General features: G+C 61.0%; 19 protein-coding genes. 14 read left to right on the top strand and 5 right to left on the bottom strand.

Annotation, left to right across the window (positions count from 1 at the left end; translation table 11 throughout):
* Positions 1-81: 81 nt before the first annotated feature.
* On the top strand, positions 82-948 hold the full coding sequence (locus NMA58_RS05090) for a LysR family transcriptional regulator (protein ID WP_434712599.1): 867 nt from the start codon (positions 82-84) through the stop codon (positions 946-948).
* A 53-nt stretch (positions 949-1,001) separates the two neighbouring features.
* On the opposite strand, the gene NMA58_RS05085 is transcribed toward NMA58_RS05090, so the two are convergent.
* The gene (locus tag NMA58_RS05085; RefSeq protein WP_085780021.1) at positions 1,002-1,448 is read right to left on the bottom strand and encodes a host attachment protein; all 447 of its coding nucleotides are present in this window, start codon (positions 1,446-1,448) and stop codon (positions 1,002-1,004) included.
* A 312-nt stretch (positions 1,449-1,760) separates the two neighbouring features.
* Here NMA58_RS05085 and NMA58_RS05080 point away from each other — a divergent pair, with 312 nt between their 5' ends.
* Together NMA58_RS05080 and NMA58_RS05075 are read left to right on the top strand one after the other, a co-directional pair.
* Positions 1,761-2,186, top strand: a complete 426-nt coding sequence (locus NMA58_RS05080) for a PilZ domain-containing protein (RefSeq protein ID WP_183703864.1) — start codon at positions 1,761-1,763, stop codon at positions 2,184-2,186.
* 178 nt (positions 2,187-2,364) lie between these two features.
* Positions 2,365-3,477, top strand: coding sequence for a pyridoxal phosphate-dependent aminotransferase (locus tag NMA58_RS05075; protein ID WP_430957845.1), 1,113 nt, complete (start codon positions 2,365-2,367; stop codon positions 3,475-3,477).
* A 59-nt stretch (positions 3,478-3,536) separates the two neighbouring features.
* On the opposite strand, the gene NMA58_RS05070 is transcribed toward NMA58_RS05075, so the two are convergent.
* Complete coding sequence (locus tag NMA58_RS05070; RefSeq protein WP_183703858.1) at positions 3,537-3,974, bottom strand: VOC family protein; 438 nt, start codon at positions 3,972-3,974, stop codon at positions 3,537-3,539.
* A 191-nt stretch (positions 3,975-4,165) separates the two neighbouring features.
* Complete coding sequence (locus tag NMA58_RS05065; protein ID WP_434712598.1) at positions 4,166-4,435, bottom strand: sel1 repeat family protein; 270 nt, start codon at positions 4,433-4,435, stop codon at positions 4,166-4,168.
* A gap of 434 nt (positions 4,436-4,869) precedes the next feature.
* On the opposite strand from NMA58_RS05065, the gene NMA58_RS05060 reads away from it, so the two are divergent.
* The 3 genes from NMA58_RS05060 (at position 4,870) to amn (ending at position 7,194) form a co-directional block, all read left to right on the top strand.
* Positions 4,870-5,208: a DUF2147 domain-containing protein gene (locus NMA58_RS05060; protein ID WP_097599784.1), complete on the top strand. Its 339-nt coding sequence runs from the start codon at positions 4,870-4,872 to the stop codon at positions 5,206-5,208.
* A 217-nt stretch (positions 5,209-5,425) separates the two neighbouring features.
* Positions 5,426-5,605, top strand: a complete 180-nt coding sequence (locus NMA58_RS05055; protein ID WP_434712597.1) for a hypothetical protein — start codon at positions 5,426-5,428, stop codon at positions 5,603-5,605.
* 86 nt (positions 5,606-5,691) lie between these two features.
* Positions 5,692-7,194: an AMP nucleosidase gene (gene amn, locus NMA58_RS05050; RefSeq protein ID WP_097599785.1), complete on the top strand. Its 1,503-nt coding sequence runs from the start codon at positions 5,692-5,694 to the stop codon at positions 7,192-7,194.
* A 9-nt stretch (positions 7,195-7,203) separates the two neighbouring features.
* Here amn and NMA58_RS05045 read toward each other — a convergent pair whose 3' ends face one another.
* Positions 7,204-7,419, bottom strand: a complete 216-nt coding sequence (locus NMA58_RS05045) for a hypothetical protein (RefSeq protein ID WP_259668393.1) — start codon at positions 7,417-7,419, stop codon at positions 7,204-7,206.
* Positions 7,420-7,574: 155 nt separating this feature from the next.
* Between NMA58_RS05045 and NMA58_RS05040 the strand changes: the two genes are divergently transcribed.
* From NMA58_RS05040 to NMA58_RS05025, 4 genes are read left to right on the top strand one after another with little or no spacing between them, the layout of a single operon-like run.
* Positions 7,575-7,931 carry a YciI family protein gene (locus NMA58_RS05040; RefSeq protein WP_434712596.1) on the top strand — a complete coding sequence of 119 codons (357 nt, stop codon included), beginning with the start codon at positions 7,575-7,577 and terminating at the stop codon, positions 7,929-7,931.
* A 10-nt stretch (positions 7,932-7,941) separates the two neighbouring features.
* On the top strand, positions 7,942-8,301 hold the full coding sequence (locus NMA58_RS05035; RefSeq protein WP_221127628.1) for a YciI family protein: 360 nt from the start codon (positions 7,942-7,944) through the stop codon (positions 8,299-8,301).
* Positions 8,302-8,303: 2 nt separating this feature from the next.
* Positions 8,304-8,663 (top strand): YciI family protein, encoded by a 360-nt coding sequence (locus tag NMA58_RS05030; RefSeq protein WP_085777535.1) that lies wholly within the window; start codon positions 8,304-8,306, stop codon positions 8,661-8,663.
* Positions 8,664-8,675: 12 nt separating this feature from the next.
* A complete protein-coding gene (locus tag NMA58_RS05025) occupies positions 8,676-9,917 on the top strand; it encodes an RNA polymerase sigma factor (protein WP_434713510.1) in 1,242 nt (413 codons plus the stop codon).
* On the opposite strand, the gene NMA58_RS05020 is transcribed toward NMA58_RS05025, so the two are convergent.
* The gene (locus tag NMA58_RS05020; protein ID WP_434712595.1) at positions 9,885-10,847 is read right to left on the bottom strand and encodes a lysylphosphatidylglycerol synthase domain-containing protein; all 963 of its coding nucleotides are present in this window, start codon (positions 10,845-10,847) and stop codon (positions 9,885-9,887) included. The two genes, NMA58_RS05025 and NMA58_RS05020, sit on opposite strands and share 33 nt — an antisense overlap.
* Before the next feature lie 183 nt (positions 10,848-11,030).
* Here NMA58_RS05020 and NMA58_RS05015 point away from each other — a divergent pair, with 183 nt between their 5' ends.
* The 4 genes from NMA58_RS05015 to NMA58_RS05000 all read left to right on the top strand — a co-directional run bounded on the left by NMA58_RS05015 (position 11,031) and on the right by NMA58_RS05000 (position 16,679).
* Positions 11,031-12,524, top strand: coding sequence for an ArnT family glycosyltransferase (locus tag NMA58_RS05015; RefSeq protein ID WP_434712593.1), 1,494 nt, complete (start codon positions 11,031-11,033; stop codon positions 12,522-12,524).
* 138 nt (positions 12,525-12,662) lie between these two features.
* The gene (locus NMA58_RS05010) at positions 12,663-13,679 is read left to right on the top strand and encodes a glycosyltransferase family 2 protein (protein WP_085777531.1); all 1,017 of its coding nucleotides are present in this window, start codon (positions 12,663-12,665) and stop codon (positions 13,677-13,679) included.
* A gap of 12 nt (positions 13,680-13,691) precedes the next feature.
* Positions 13,692-15,191 carry a glycosyltransferase family 39 protein gene (locus NMA58_RS05005; RefSeq protein WP_434712592.1) on the top strand — a complete coding sequence of 500 codons (1,500 nt, stop codon included), beginning with the start codon at positions 13,692-13,694 and terminating at the stop codon, positions 15,189-15,191.
* Positions 15,192-16,679: an ArnT family glycosyltransferase gene (locus NMA58_RS05000; RefSeq protein WP_434712591.1), complete on the top strand. Its 1,488-nt coding sequence runs from the start codon at positions 15,192-15,194 to the stop codon at positions 16,677-16,679.
* The last annotated feature ends 5 nt before the right edge of the window (positions 16,680-16,684 follow it).

Raw genomic sequence — 16,684 nt, 5'->3', positions numbered from 1 at the left:
CTCCATCTATTGCTGGAGTAGTTGAGCTAAGCCTTCACGCCCCCGTTATGTAGAGGCATGGAGGAAAGGGGGTTTTCATCCATGAAAGAGGCGAGCTGGGACGACCTGCAGCTTTTCTTCCATGTCGCGACCGGCGGCGGTCTATCGGCGGCGGCGGCGCGGACGGGGCTCAGTGCGCCGACGATCGGCCGGCGTATGCTGGCGCTCGAACGTGTGACCGGCCGGTCGCTGTTCAACCGCGGTCCCACAGGCTACTTGCTTGCCAAGGACGGTCAGGAGCTGCTCGATCGCGTCCGGCTGATGCAGGATGCGGCCCGGGCGATTTCCGACTGGCGCGGTGAAGTGCTGACGCTGCCGATTGTGTCGACGGTCGTCGACAGCTGGACGTCGCGCTTTATCGCCGACCACCTGGCCAGCGTCTGGACGCCGAAAGACTGTTTTCGCATGTGTTACAAGACTTGTGACGCGAGTGTCGATTTCACCTATCGCGAGGCGCATATCGCCATTCGCCACAGCCGGCCGGACGGCGGCAACGTCGCGATCCGCCGTTCAGTCAAGGTGGCGCATGCGGTTTATCAGGCGGCCCATTACGACGAGACCAATTGCAACTGGATCTCACTCGGAACGGACATCGCCATCACACCGGCGGACAAGTGGACTTTCGAACAGCCGGATTATTGGATCACCAGCTGGACGAACACGCCGCATATGCTCTTTTACCTGATCCGAGGCGGCGCCGGCCGCGGCGTGCTGCCCTGTTTCATCGGCGACCAGGAGCGCAAACTCGTCCGCGCCGGGCCTGTCATCGATGAATTGACCTACGAGATGTGGATCGTCGCGCATGACGACGAGCGGCAAAGGCCGGAAGTCAAGACGGTCATCGATCGCCTGGCCACACTGTTTGCCGATCATGAGGATCTGTTTGCCGGAGAGAGACCGTTGGTCTGAAGCGAACAAGAAATGCGGGCCAGAGGCCCGCGTCAGTTCATCGATCGGTTTCATCATGCTGCGAGATGCCGCTCGATCTCGTCGATCGGCAGATTGGTATAGTCTTTCGCCAATTCCGCCGATATCGCTGCCTGCGTCTCGGCGCTCAGCGCCGGCCGCAAGGTGCCGAGCGCCTTCGGCGGTGCGATGAGGACGATACGGCGCGCATCCTTTGCCTGCGTCAGCTCGTCCATTCGCTCCGCCACATGTTTCAGAAATTGCGCTTCGGCCTGCTCCTGCCAGCTGGTCTCTTCGACAGCGCTGCGGCTCAATCCGTCTGCGGCATGGCTGCGGCCGGGCTTGTCGGCGCCGAGTTCGCGATCGGGCTCGTTCGGCTGCGTCAGGGTTTCCAACACCTTCAGGTTCATCAGCTGGGCATCGCCGGCGTTCTGCATGATCAGGGCCTTGGCTCCATTGCAGACTACGATCCATGATTTTCCGGGGATTCTGACGTCGGTCATCTTCAACTCCTCGCTGTCGTCATCGACGCGCCCCTTGCTCGCCGATCTAGACAGAACGCCCGGCCATTGAAAGAGTTCGAGAAAACAGCGCCGGAAATGATCGCGGCGCAATCCGCCATCGAGCTTGGCATGACAGCCTGCGTGCCGATTGTGAACATCAGGAGTCCCGCTTGGGAACAAAATTTAAACTCGTTAAAATTGTCATCATATGTTTGACGAATGTGCAAAACATTCATGGGACCGTGACTGGAGCAAGATCAGCTTGCTCAGAGCAAGAACCCCAACTGTGCCCTGTCTGACGGAGAATGTAAGATGACTATGCTCCGCGCCACACACCTTGCGACGGTCAAATCCGCCATTTACGACCTGCGCTGGGAAGAGTTCCACGTCAAGCGGCCGGCCCGCATCGTCGCCGTGCGGCCGTGCCTCACCGGCGTGTCGATGCGAAGCGCCGAGATCATCGACATATCGCAGGGCGGTGCGACGTTCATCGTCTCGACAACCGCCGGTCTGCCGAAACATTATTATCTGAACATCCTCGGCCTGGCTTATCGCATCGGTTGCGCCGAGGTCTACCGCCATAAGGAACGCATCGGGGTAAGGTTCATCAACCTCCTGGATCCAGAGGTTCTGCGACGCGTCGTCCGCGCCGACTTCCTTGTCGGCAATATGGAAGCGATCGACGCCAGGCGTGCACCGATGTTCCGCGAGACGAGGCTTGCCGCCAGCCCGGTATAAGTCCCCGGATGGGAAACTGTCCGAGGAAAAATCGTCCAGCAATTCAAATCACTCGTCGCCTTGCCGATTGAAAGGGACGCATCAGGAGCGCCGTGGCTGCGGAATAATCTTGCTTGCCATGGCTGGGCCCGGGCCTATTGTTGCGCCTGATCTCAACATGTCCGGAAACCGCTTTCGCATGTCCGCCTTCTCGCGCTTTACACCCCTCATCAGCGCCCTGCCCTCCACAGTTCCCTTCGTTGGCCCCGAGGCCATCGAACGCGAGCGCGGTCGCGCCGTCCTGGCGCGAATCGGCGCCAATGAGAACGGCTTTGGCCCAGCCCCTTCCGTGCTTGCCGCGATCCGCGAAGAGACGCACGATATCTGGAAATACAACGACCCGGACAATTTCGCGCTGCGGCAAGCACTTGGCGCACATCTCGGTGTGGCGCCCGCCAATATCGCCATCGGCGGCGGCATTGACGAACTGCTCGGTCACATCGTCCGGTTGGTGATCGAGCCGGGGTCGCCCGTCGTTACCTCGCTCGGCGCCTATCCGACCTTCAACTTCCATGTCGCCGGTTTCGGCGGCCGGCTGGTGACCGTCCCTTATGTCAACGACCGCGAGGATCTGGACGGGCTGCTCGATGCCGTCAGGCGCGAGAATGCGCCGCTTGTCTATTTCGCCAATCCTGACAATCCGATGGGAAGCTGGTGGGACGCCGACAGCATCGTCGCATTCGCCCGGACGCTGCCCGAGACCACGATGATGGTGCTGGACGAGGCCTACAGCGAAACGGGGCCGGCAAATTCATTGCCGTCGATCCCCTCGCTCATCGATCTGCCGAACATCGTCCGCACCCGCACCTTTTCCAAGGCCTACGGGCTCGCCGGTTCACGCACCGGCTACGCGATCTCGACCTCGGGCACGGCACAGGCCTTCGACAAGATCCGAAATCATTTCGGCATGAACCGGCTGGCTACGGTTGCAGCGCTGGCGGCGCTCAAGGACCAGGCCTATTTGGCCGAGGTGGTCGGGAAGATCCATGCGGCACGCGAGCGGATCGGCCGCATCGCCCGGGCAAATGGTCTTGAGCCGCTGCCCTCGGCGACGAATTTCGTGGCGATCGATACCGGTCGCGACGGCGCCTATGCGCGGGCGATCGTCGATGGCCTGATGGAGCATGGCGTGTTTATCCGCATGCCTGGTGTTGCGCCGCTCAATCGCTGCATCCGCGTCAGCGTCGGACCGGAGGCTGAGATGGCGCTGTTCGAGGAAGCGCTGCCGCAGGTCCTGAAGACGCTCGCCTGAGGTTTTTATCCCTGTCCGCCGACATTGGTCGGTCTTCCCCTTTTGTCCGCGTATTGCGTTCAGCGGAGTTCCTCGGCGAGGCCGATCAGAATCCCTTCAGGTCCGCGAATGTAGCAGAGCCGATACGCATCCTTATACTGAACGACTTCCCCTACGAGCTGCGCGCCGCGCCCGCGCAGTCTCTCAAGCGTCTCGTCAATGTCATCGACTGCGAACATGACGCGGAGGTAGCCGAGGGCGTTGACCGGGGCGTTCCGGTGATCTGCGACGACAGGCGGCGCCAGAAAGCGGGAGAGCTCAAGCCGGCTGTGGCCGTCCGGTGTGCGCATCATGGCGATCTCGACACGCTGATCTCCCAGTCCGGTGATACGTCCGGCCCATTCGCCTTCGACCGTCGCCCGCCCTTCCAATTCGAGGCCGAGCTCGCGAAAGAAATCAATCGCCTCTCCGAGGTCTTCGACGACGATTCCGACATTGTCCATTCGCTTGAGCGCCATGTTTTGATCCCCAAGGTGTCGTTGCAATCGACGAGGTCTTGCCTCGTCTAACGAAGGACGTCTGAGGCGTCCCAACACCGACAACCTCAGAAAACGTCTGTTGGAGCGCCGTGGGTCCGTTTGGACACGCGGCGCTCCAACAGTTGAGGTATCGTTCTGTCCGGAATCGTTTCGGATTCTCGGTCGGTGCGTTAGTGAACCGTCATCCATTCGCGGGCAGCGCGGAGTGCTTCCACGAGCTGCATCTTGTTCATGGCGGCGGCCACGTCGGCGCGGAGCTCGGCGGCGCGGTCGTTGCCCTTGATCGCGGCGATGTTCAGCCACTTGTGGGCGGCAACGAGATCGACGGCGCAGCCGCGGCCGGTCGCATACATCAGACCCATTTCGCAGAAGACATCGGCGCTGTTGTTGTCGCCACCCATGGTGGCCATTTCAGCATTGTGCATTTCAAAGCGTGCCATCGGTTTTATCCCTGTTAGCCTGTCTACGACTTACCCTGTTTTACCTTCGGACCCTGCCGTCTACGCGGCTTTGCGGCCCTTCCGGTCCGGCGGGTTTACCCCGCTCATCTGATGGCTTGACTATGCCAAACTGCTTTCAAAAAACGCCTAAAATGCATGATTAATTTGAGACAAACAAACTGCAAACGCTTGGTAAAATTGGGTTTTTGTTAAACATCGGATTGCCTGCGATTTAAGGACTTTCGTTCGAATTTTACAAAAGATTCAGATTTGAAAATAAACGGATCGTTCATCATGAAAACAGCAGGCGACGAGTTTAAAAGCTCTACGGTCGGCTTTTCGGCTGCTTTCAGCGACCGGCAGCTGGCTCTATTTATCTTTACGTTCGCGTCAGTTATTTTCGCGGTCGGTCAGAGGACATCAGGGAGGAAAAGATGATCCGCAGTCTCATTCTTGCCGGCGCTATCGCCGTGATGGCGGGCACAGCGAATGCTGAGGAACCTATCGTCGGCAATTGGAAGACCGCCTCCGGCGAAACGGCGGTGATTGCCGCCTGCGGCGGCAGTTATTGCGTGACGCTGAAAACTGGCAAATATACCGGCCGCAAGATCGGCACACTTGCCGGGACCGGCGGCAGCTACGCCGGCGAAATCACCGACCCCGCCGCCGACAAGACCTATAGCGGCTCAGGAAAGATTTCCGGCAATTCACTGAAGATGCAGGGCTGCGTGATGAAGATCCTTTGCAAGACGCAGACCTGGACGCGGCTCTGACGAGATAAAACCAGGCGCAACAATCATCCCAAACGTATAATCATGCCGGTCGAAAAGCCGGCATGCCCTCGAAGTCTTCCCGACTTGCCAATCGTCACTGCAATCGCCAGACCCTGCCCCGCAAGCTGAACGGTGGATGAACCGGCATCTCAGCACTCGTTCAGCCGAGGTGTGGCAAAACTCATGTCACGGTTAGGTTGCGTATCGGGGGCCTGGGATGAAGTTCTATATTCTGGCAAGACGTTTCACCATCATCACGCTGTTTGCGGCGGTCTTCGCCGTCACATTTTCGGCGGTCGTCGTGCACAATGGCGGGGGCGGTACGCAGTCGCATTTCGGTGCGAACTATACCTGCCTGGAGAGAAGCGGAACCTTCTGCGCGCCCACGGTGCGGTGAGGGCAACAAGCTCGCAAGAGGATAAAAAATCGGATTCGGCCGGCGCGCGTCGTTTGCTTGTCAAAAACAACTCTCTATAATGCGTCATGAACAAACGAATCTCCCCTCTGTCGCCCCTCGACATTTCCTCTCCGCCCCCTTTCCAGCCCGAGAGCTTCGATGATCCGGCCAAGGCCGTCGAGACGCTGACAGCGCTTTATGAACGCAATACGGCGTTCCTGATCCAGAGCTTCACCGACCTTGCCCAGGGTGCTCCGATCGCCTCGCGCTACCGCGCCTTCTATCCGCAGGTCAGCATCGAGACGACGAGCTTCGGCCATGTCGATTCGCGCCTCTCCTACGGCCATGTCACGGCGCCCGGCATCTACACGACGACGGTCACCCGGCCGAAGCTCTTCAGGCATTACCTGAAGGAGCAGTTGTCGCTGCTGATCAAGAGCCATAATGTTCCGATCGTCGTCTCGGAATCGTCAACGCCGATCCCGCTGCACTTCGCCTTCGGCGAGGGCGCCCACGTCGAAGCATCGGCCTCAGCATTTGTCGACGTTCCAATGCGCGATATCTTCGACACGCCCGACCTCAACACCACCGACGACGAAATCGCCAACGGCGAATATATCCCGCCGCCAGGAGAGCCCTCGCCGCTTGCGCCGTTCACCGCCCAGCGCATCGACTATTCGCTCGCGCGGCTGTCGCATTATACGGCGACGCATGCCGAGCATTTCCAGAACTTCGTGCTGTTTACGAACTACCAGTTCTATATCGATGAATTCTGCAGCTGGGCGCGCAAGCTGATGGCGGAGGGCGGCGACGGCTACACCGCCTTCGTCGAGCCCGGCAACATCGTCACCCTGCCCGGCTCAAGCGTGCCGGAAACGGATGCGACACTTTCCCGTCTGCCGCAAATGCCGGCCTATCATCTGAAGAAGAAGGGCCATGCCGGGATCACCATGATCAATATCGGGGTCGGCCCTTCCAACGCCAAGACGATCACCGACCACGTCGCCGTGCTGCGCCCCCATGCCTGGCTGATGCTCGGCCACTGCGCCGGGCTTCGCAATAGCCAGCGGCTGGGCGATTACGTTCTCGCCCATGCCTATATGCGCGAGGACCATGTTCTCGACGACGACCTGCCGGTCTGGGTGCCGATTCCGGCGCTGGCCGAAGTGCAGGTGGCGCTGGAAGCGGCCGTCGCCGAAATCACCGGTTACGAAGGTTTCGAGCTGAAGCGCATCATGCGCACCGGCACCGTCGGCACGATCGACAACCGCAACTGGGAACTGCGCGACCAGCGCGGGCCGGTGAAGCGGCTGTCCCAGGCGCGCGCCATCGCGCTCGACATGGAATCGGCAACGATCGCCGCCAATGGCTTCCGCTTCCGCGTGCCCTACGGGACGCTCCTCTGCGTCTCCGACAAACCGCTGCATGGCGAGTTGAAGCTGCCGGGTATGGCGACCGCCTTCTACCGCACGCAAGTGAACCAGCATTTGCAGATCGGCATCCGTGCGGTCCAGAAGCTTGCGGCCATGCCGAAGGAAGCGCTGCATTCGCGCAAACTGCGCAGCTTCTTCGAGACGGCATTCCAATAAGCCGTTTCTTTATCGGCCGGTCGCAACAGGCGCCGAACTCTGCGCAAGCATCTGCGGCGTGCCGGCAGCGATGTTCAGCCCTGCAATCAACAGAGTGAAGGCGACGAAGACGAAAGCGACGCGCAGAAGGGCCTTCAGCCCAGCGCTTTCGTCGAATGCCAGCCCGCGCTTCTCATGGCGGCGCGCCCAGATCTGGCTTGCCAGCGCGATTTCAAGAATACTCATTGCCATTCTCCTCGACAGGTTTCGACGAAGCCTTGTCGAGTGCTCACTTGTCATTTCGACAGGTGACCGGCACAAAAGATTTTTCCTGACGCTGTCGAAATGCCCGCACCCCATTCGTCCAGAGGTATTGAAACCCTGCAAGGAGGCTGCCCGCAATGAAATATCTCTGCCAGGTCTGGTTCGATGGCGCGATACTCGACGCCATGACGAAAGAGGAGAAGGCCGACCTCGACGCGAATTCCCTGAACTATGACCGGGATCTCGTCGAAAGCGGGCATATGATCATTGCCCAGGCGCTGCAGCCGCCGACATCGGCGGTGACGGTCCGTGTGCGGGCCGACGAGACATCGGTAACAGACGGTCCTTTTGCCGAGACGAAGGAAGCGCTCGGCGGCTTCATTCTGATCGAGGCAAAGGACCTTAACGATGCGATCCGCGTTGCCGCCGGCATCCCGCTTGCGAAGCTCGGCGCAATCGAAGTGCGGCCAATCCATGTATTCGGAACCAAATGAGGAAAGAGCGATGAAATTTCTATGCCAGATCTGGTTCGACACGGAAAAAAGCAAGCTGGTCCCTCAGAGCGAATGGGATGCGCTCACACAGGAGTGCATCATCAGCGACAATCGCTGGCGCGAGAGCGGTCACCTCCAGGTGGCGCTCGCCTTGTATGAACCGTCAACAGCGGTCACGGTCCGCCTGCGCAATGGCGAAGTTTCTGCGACCGATGGCCCGTTTGCTGAAATCAAGGAGCACCTCGGTGGTTTTGTGCTTATCGAAGCCAACAGTATCGAGGAGGCGAAAACGATCGCGTCGAGTTTTCCGATCGTCAAATATTCCTCGATTGAAGTGCGCCCGACTTACGCGATCCAGGATGGGAAATAGCCATGCGCTATATCTGCCTAATCTACAACAGCGCCGACACGGATGGCAGGCTGACGCCTGGTGAGACCGATGAACTCATCAAAGCGCATTTCGCCTTCGATGAGGAGCTACGCCGTGACGGCATCATGATCCACGCCGATGCCTTGGAGATGCCTGACCAGGCGACGGTGCTGCGCGTTCGTAACAACACGCTCTCCGCCACCGATGGCCCCTATGTCGAGACGAAGGAACATCTCGCCGGCTTCTACGTCATCGAGGCGCCGGACCTCATGCAGGCGAAAGAGATTGCCGGACGGATCCCTTCGGCGCGTTTCGGCGCGGTCGAGCTCAGGCCCGTGCGGACACTCCCCGCGCCGTACTGAGGAGGTGCGCCGCTGGAGAGCGTGATCGAAGAGATTTATCGAACCCAGTCGCGCCGGGTGCTGGCGACGCTGATCCGCCTGCTCGGGGATTTCGACCGAGCGGAGGAAGCGCTTCAGGATGCCTTTGCCGCGGCGGCCCGGACATGGCCAACGGATGGCGTTCCCGGCAACCCGTTCGCCTGGCTCGTCTCTACAGGACGTTTCAAGGCGATCGACACAATCCGGCGGCGAGCGCGCTTCGACGCCTCGCAGCATCACATCGAGGACAGCCTCTACAGCGTCGACACAACGGAGATCGGCGATATGGAAGCGATCGAGGACGACATGCTGCGGCTGATCTTCACCTGCTGCCATCCTGCTATCCCATCCGATGCCCAGACGGCGATGGCGCTCCGCGAAATCTGCGGATTGACCACCGAAGAGATCGCCCATGCCTTTATCGTTCCGGCGCCGACGGTCGCCCAGCGGATCGTGCGCGCCAAGAACAGGATACGCGCCGCGAATATCCCCTACGAAGTGCCGGGCCGCGACGCACTGCCTCAGCGGCTCGATCAGGTGCTGCACGTCATCTATCTTGTTTTCAACGAAGGTTATTCCGCCTCATCCGGCGAGGATGTTGTCCGCGCCGACCTGACCGCCGAGGCGATTAGGCTGGCGCGGCTGCTTCTGGCGCTGCTGCCGCATCCTGACGCCCGTGGTCTTCTGGCGCTGATGCTGCTGCAGGACTCCCGCCGCTTGGCACGCAGCAACGAGCAGGGATCGCTGGTGCTGCTTGCCGACCAGGACCGGTCGCTCTGGGACCGTGCAAAAATCGCGGAAGGCCTGGCGCTGCTCGCCGAGGCGATGCGGGTGGCGGAGATCAGCGCCTATACGGCGCAGGCGGCGATCGCTGCAGAGCATGCCAGGGCGCCGACCGCCGAAGAGACCGACTGGCGGCGCATCGCCTTCTACTATGATCTGCTGCTGGCGGCGCAGCCCTCCCCGATCGTGGAACTCAACCGCGCCGTTGCGATATCAATGGCGGAAGGGCCAGCGAAGGGACTGGATCTGGTCGATGCCATTTTAGGGCGTCAGGAGCTCAGGTCCTATCACCTCGCCCATTCGGCGCGCGCCGATTTCCTGCGCAGGCTTGGCCGCACCGAAGAGGCGATCGCCGCCTATCAGACGGCACTGTCGCTCTGTCGGCAGGAGCCGGAGCAGGCTTTTTTGCGGAAACGGATTTCAGAGCTTGCCGCGGCGCCCGAGCGGCAGTGAGATTGCGGTGCCCGTCAGCGCCGAGACGATGATCAAGAGATGCGCATTGACGCTTGCCTGCGCCAGCGCGGCCAGAGCCATCCGCTCGCTGGAGGCTCCGAGCGCAATGGCGCCGGCGGTGATGCCGGCCGGATAGGTGCCGACGCCGCCCGGCGCGTGCACCGGCAGAACGGAGGAGAGTTCACCGCCGAGCGCGCCGCCGAAGCTTGCCGCCATCGGCAGCACGCCCATCAGGCCGAGCGCCCATGCGAGCACGATCACCTTCACCAGCCAGTTGACGATGGTCATCGCCCAGGCGCGCGCGAAGGCTGCGGCATCGAGCGGCAGCCCGTTTTCGATCTCAACGACGAATTTCTGCGCCTTATCAGGCAACAGCCTGGCAGCGAGCCGGAACAGCGGCTTGCGCGCGGCGAAAGCTGCGACCGGCAGCAGCAGGAAGACTGCCCAAAGCGACCATGCGACGAATGCATCGGCCGCGGCAAGCGCAAAGCCGATACCGGCGGCAGCCAGAAGCGCGTGCAGGTCGAGCAGCCGCATGACCAGGAGCGCCGAGGTTCCGCGGGTCAGCGGAATGCCGAACTCGGTGCGCATCAGCAAGGGAAAGCTGGTCTCGCCGGTGCGGAAGGGCAGCATGATGTTCAGGAGATTGTGGATCTGCGTAACGCGAAAGAGAACCGCGAAGCGGCCCGCCGTCTCCTTGGGAAAATAGTCGTAGATGCGCCAGGTACGCAGGAAATAGGTGCTCGTCAACGCCACGAGCGCGCCGATCACCGGGCCTGCCCCGACATCGGCCCATTGGCTGATGATGACGGGCCAACCCCAGAACCATTGTACGAAGAGCGCATAGGCTGCGACAATTACGACCGTCAGCGCCGTCATGCGATTGCGCATAAACCAGGACTGCTGGCTTTCAACGATCGAACTCTTCATGTAGTAGGCATTCCTCGCTTGGCGTCGGCATGAGCCTCGGCTCCATTGCCAGGCGTTTTAGGAGAAATGAAGGTTGGGCACAACGGCGGAGTTGAAGCGACGGCGGCGAGATCGCTTTAAGGCCGACCACCGCCGCGGCAGACCGACAGATCACGGCGTCTTGCCGGCTTGACTTGGAGATCGATGTTGGAGCGCATTACCAGAAACATCACGAGCGCGAGCATTTTTCTGGCAGTCTATTTCCTGCTGAACATCGTGCTCCGCATCGCATTGCCCCATACGCTTGATCTCGACGAGGCGGAACAATCGTTCTACTCGCAATATCTTCTGGCCGGCTACGGTCCGCAGCCTCCCTTCTACAACTGGATCCAATACGCCATCGTCTCGGTCACCGGAATCACGATGTGGGCGCTCTCGGTTCCGAAGAACATCATTCTCTTCGGCTGCTATCTTTTCTATGGGCTGGCTGCCCGCGAGGTGCTGAATAACCGTCTGCTCGCACCCGTCGCTATGCTGAGTCTGATTACCCTGCCACAGGTCGGCCTGATGGCGCAGCGCGAACTGACCCATACCGTTGCCCTGCTGTTTGCGACCTCGCTCTTCCTCTTCGGCTTTTTTCGCACACTTCGGCAGCCGACGATCGGGAGCTATCTCGTCATCGGCATCGCCACCGGCATCGGCCTCATCTCAAAATACAATTTCGCCATCCTGCCGTTTGCCGCCTTCGTCGCGGTCCTGGTGGACCGAAAGTGGCGCAGCCGTCTGTTGGACTGGCGTCTGCTGCCGGCGTTCGCAATCGCCATTCTGATCATTCTGCCGCATGCGCTATGGCTGCCCGATAATCTCATCAGCGCTTCGGCCCCGACCATGGAGCGGATGACCGCCGAACACGAGGCCGCCGCTGGCCTTCCCCGCATCGGTCAGGGGCTGTTGTCCCTCGTCATCGCCGTCCTCGGCTTCGTCGCACTGCCCATCGTTCTCTTCGCAGCAGCCTTCCGACGGGATTTCTTCCGTGCGCTTTCCGCGTCCAGTCCGATGATCCGGGTCATCGAGCGAATGATGATCGTGAGCCTGCTCGCCTTCGTCGGTGTCGTCATCGTCGCCGGCGCGAGCGATATCCACGAGCGCTGGCTCGACCCGTGCCTGCTCATCATGTTGATCTATCTGTTCCTGAAGCTCGAAACCGCCGGCGTCGATCTTTCCGCCGGCCTAGCACGCTTCCGGCCTGTGGTGCCGGTCTTCATGGTCGTCATACTGGCGATCCTTCTGCTCAGGATCGTCGGCATGCAATATACCGGCGTTTACACGAGAACGAACGTGCCCTTCGCGAATTTCGTTGACGAACTGACCGCGACCCGCAAGCCGGTTCTCATCGTGGCGGGAACCAAGTTCGTGGCCGGCAACATGAAGCTGGAATTCCCCGACGTCCCCGTCGTGATCCCATTCTTTCCAGGCCCCGGGGTGCCTGAATATGCGGCTGCGAAGGGTCCTGTGCTCGTCGTCTGGCGCGGAGAAACCGCAAATGACCCCACCATTTCTCCCGACTTTGCCGATGATCTCGTGAAGTCGGGTATTCATCTGCAGGAGGTGAAGACGCTGACCCTTCCCTATCTTTTCGGTGACGGCAAACATACGTTCTCGATTGGTTATTCCTGGGTAGAAGGCGGCGCGAAGTAGGGTTTCGGCAAGTCGGCCGATTGCGGGGAAAGCGGCATTGCCCGCTGGCAACGGGCGGACACTTCATGTAGTAGGCTTCCGCAAGCGCGGTGGCGGCAGTAAGATTGCAAGGCCGCCCGGCCTTTTGGAGATGCAAAGTTGCAGACAACGGTAGAGCCCATTCGCGGCACGAATGATCCGGTACAATCGCTCGAGCTGTCGCTGGTCGTGCCCGTTTTCAACGAAGAGGAAAGCGTCGGCCCGCTGGTCGAGCGCATCGTTGCGGCGATGGCCGAGTATCCTCATCGCTGGGAACTGATCCTCGTCGACGACGGCAGCACGGATGCGACGCTCGTCAACGCCCGAAAATTCGTCGGCCGCAAGGGCCTGGCGCTCCGGATCGTCGAGCTGCAGCGTAATTTCGGCCAAACCGCCGCCATGCAGGCCGGCATCGATACCGCCCGGGGGCGGCTGATCGCGACGATGGACGGCGACCTGCAGAACGACCCGAAGGACATCCCTGCGATGGTCTCGGAGCTCGAGCGGCGCGAACTCGACCTGCTGGTCGGCTGGCGCAAGAACCGCAAGGATGGTCTGTTCCTGCGCAAGATTCCCTCCTGGTGCGCCAACTACCTGATCGGCCGCATCACCGGCGTCAAGCTGCACGACTACGGCTGCAGCCTGAAGATCTACCGGGCCTCGATCATCAAGCAGGTGAAGCTGATGGGCGAGATGCACCGCTTCATCCCAGCCTGGGTCGCCGGCGTCGTCCCGAGTTCGCGCATCGGCGAGATGGCCGTCACCCACCATGCGCGCGAGCACGGTGTTTCGAAATACGGCATCTCGCGCACCTTCCGCGTTATCCTCGATCTGCTGTCGGTGATGTTCTTCATGCGCTACAAGGCGCGGCCCGGCCATTTCTTCGGCTCGCTCGGTCTCGGTCTCGGCGCGGTTGCCATCTTGATCCTGCTCTATCTCGGGTTCGACAAGTTCATCATGGGCAACGATATCGGCACACGTCCGATGCTGATGGTCGGCGTCGTGCTCCTGCTTTCGTCGGTACAGATGATCACCACCGGCATCCTGGCGGAAATGATCGCGCGCACCTACTATCGCGACGATGCCTCCCCGAACTACATCGTCCGGGAGATCTTCGACGATCAAAGCCAAGCATAAACCGGCAGCACGATGCTGAACCGGGCGACGAGGACGATCAGAACCGCGGCGCTGCTGCTTGCAGCCTATTTCGTGCTGAACATCGCGCTCAGGCTGGTACTTCCGCACGCGCTGGAACTCGACGAGGCCGAGCAGTCCTTCTTTTCGCAATATCTGCTGGCGGGTTATGGCCCGCAGCCGCCCTTCTACAACTGGATGCAATATGCCATCGTTTCGGTGACCGGCTTGTCGATGGGCGCGCTTGTCATCCCGAAGAACATCCTGCTCTTCCTGTGTTACCTCTTTTACGGCCTTGCCGGACGCGAGGCGCTGAAGGACGAGAAGCTTGCCGCCGTCGGAATGATGGCATTGATCACCCTGCCCCAGGTTTCCTACATGGCGCAGCAGGATCTGACCCATACGACGGCGCTGCTCTTTGCCAGTTCGCTCTTCCTCTACGGCTTCTTCCGCACGCTCGAGCGGCCCGACATCGGCAGTTACCTCCTGCTCGGGCTTGCGACCGGCATAGGGCTGATCTCGAAATATAATTTCGCGCTGATGCCCGTCGCGGCGCTGATCGCCGTCCTGCCCGATTCCGAATGGCGGCGCAGGGTGCTGGACTGGCGTATCCTGGCAGCGATCGCCGTCGCGCTCATCATCGTGCTGCCGCACGCGATCTGGCTGCGGAGCAACCTCGAATTCGCCTCCTCCGATACTCTGGTCAAAATGGCCGCTGGCAATGAACCGGCCGGAGCCTTGCGCATCGGCAAGGGCATTGTCGCCTTTGTCATCGCCATCATCGCCTTTGCGGCGCTGCCCATCGCCATTTTCGCCGCCGCCTTCGGCCGGAACTTTTTCAGGGCGCTCGCATCCGGAAACCGCTGGACAGGGATGATGGAGCGGATGATGCTTGCCAGCCTCGCCGGAATCCTTTTGATCGTACTGTTCACCGGCTCCACAACGGTGCGTGAACGCTGGCTCGACCCGTTCCTGCTGGTGCTGCCGATCTATTTCCTGGCAAAGATGCAGGCGGCCGGGCTTGACCTTTCCGCCGGACTGCGCCGCTTCCGACCCGTCGTGCCGGTGCTGATGGCCTGCGTCCTGGTGGCGCTCGGCTTCCGCGTCGTCGGCGCCGGGCTGATCGGCACCTACACCAGGCCGAATGTGCCGATGGCCGATCTCGCCCGCGGAATGACGCGACAGGCCGAACCTGCGCTGGTGATCGCCTCGGATACCTATGTCGGCGGGAACATGCGGCTGCAGTTTCCCGGCGTGCCCGTGGTGATCCCGGATTTCCCTGCACCCGGCATCCCGGCCTATGCGACATCGGACGGACCAGTGCTCATCGTCTGGCGCGGCAAGAAGACGGCGACGGCCGCCGATGCGGTCATGCCGGAGCGATTTTCATCGGCGCTGGCGGCGGCCGATATCGCACCGCAGGAGATCGGCGCCTTGTCGCTTCCCTATCATTTCGGTCGCCAGGGCGATAATTTCGCACTCGGCTATGCCTGGGTTCGGCCGGGAGCGAGATAGATGAGCGAGACCAGCCTTCGCGACGTCAGGTGGGTTTTCATCCTGCTGGCCGCCTATTTCGCCCTTCAGATCGGTGTGAGGCTGGCGACATCGCATTCGCTCGATCTCGACGAGGCCGAACAGGCCTTTCGCTCACAATGGCTCGCCGCCGGTTATGGCCCGCAGCCGCCCTTCTACAATTGGCTGCAGTATGCCGTCTTCCAGTTTGCCGGCGTCTCGCTTGCCGCCCTGTCCGTCGTCAAGAACCTTCTGCTCTTTATCTCCTATCTGCTGTATGGCCTGACGGCGCGGCTCGTCCTGCGTGACAAGGCGCTCGTGGTAATCGCAACACTCGGGCTGCTCACCATTCCGCAGATGGTTTTCGAGATGCAGCGTGACCTGACGCACACGGTCGCGGTCTTCTTCTCGGCCAGCATCTTCTTCTACGGTTTCATCCGCAGCCTGAAGCAGCCGAGCCTTGCCTCCTATCTGATCGCGGGCATCGGCATCGGTTTCGGTCTGCTTGCCAAGTATAATTTCGCCATCCTACCGGCCGCTGCCCTGATTGCCGCGCTGGCGGATACACGCCTGCGGCCGCGAATCTTCGACCGGCGGCTGGCGCTGACCGTGATCGTGGCCCTCGTCATCATCCTGCCGCATCTCTTCTGGCTGAAGGACAATCTCGATTTCGCAACCGCGCGCACGCTGGAGAAGATGACGGCGAGCGGCCATGCGAGCTATCCGATGCAGGTCGCCATGGGCATCGGCTCGCTCGCTCTCGCCGTCATCAGCTTCGCCGGATTGACCATCGCAGTGTTCGCGATGGTCTTCGGCAAGAAGCTTCGCTCAGCACTGACTGCCCAATCGGAATGGACACGGCTCCTCGAGCGGATGCTGCTCGTCTTCGTCATCGGCATCCTGCTGTTGATCATCTTCGGCGGCGCGGTCGGCATCAAGGATCGCTGGCTGGTGCCGATGCTCTTCATAGTGCCGCTTTATCTCTGCCTAAAGATCGAGGCGGCAGGGGTGGAGACCGACAAGGCTTTGCGGCGTTTCATGCCGATCGTTGCCATCATCATGATTGGCGTGCCGGCCGCCCTTTACGGCAGTGTGGCGAGCGCGCGCTTCTCAGGTCATTACGAGCGGCTGAACAGACCTTATGCCGGCATGCTCGAAAGCTTGCGCAGGCAGGCCGAACCGGCGGCAATCCTCGCCGGTGACAGCCTGCTCGCCGGCAATCTCAGACAGGACATTCCCGGTATTCCCGTGCTTTCGGTCGATTATCCCGGCTTCAAGCCGGATGTCTCGGGAAGCCGCCCGCTTCTCCTCGTGTGGCTCATGCTGCAGAGGGAGAAAAACGAAGGGCTGCCGCCGGCCATGGCGCAATGGCTCCAGGTCAATCTCGGCGTATCCGCGCCCGACGCCGCGGTGATCGATGTGCCATATCTCTACGGGCGCGGCGACGACCGTTATCGCTTCGGTTATGCCTGGATCAACCAGGCCAACTGAACGAC

This window comes from Rhizobium sp. YTUHZ045, assembly GCF_051124255.1.
Taxonomy (GTDB): Bacteria; Pseudomonadota; Alphaproteobacteria; order Rhizobiales; family Rhizobiaceae; genus Rhizobium.
Note: the sequence above shows the minus strand (reverse complement) of the source record. Positions and strands in the feature narration are given on the sequence as shown.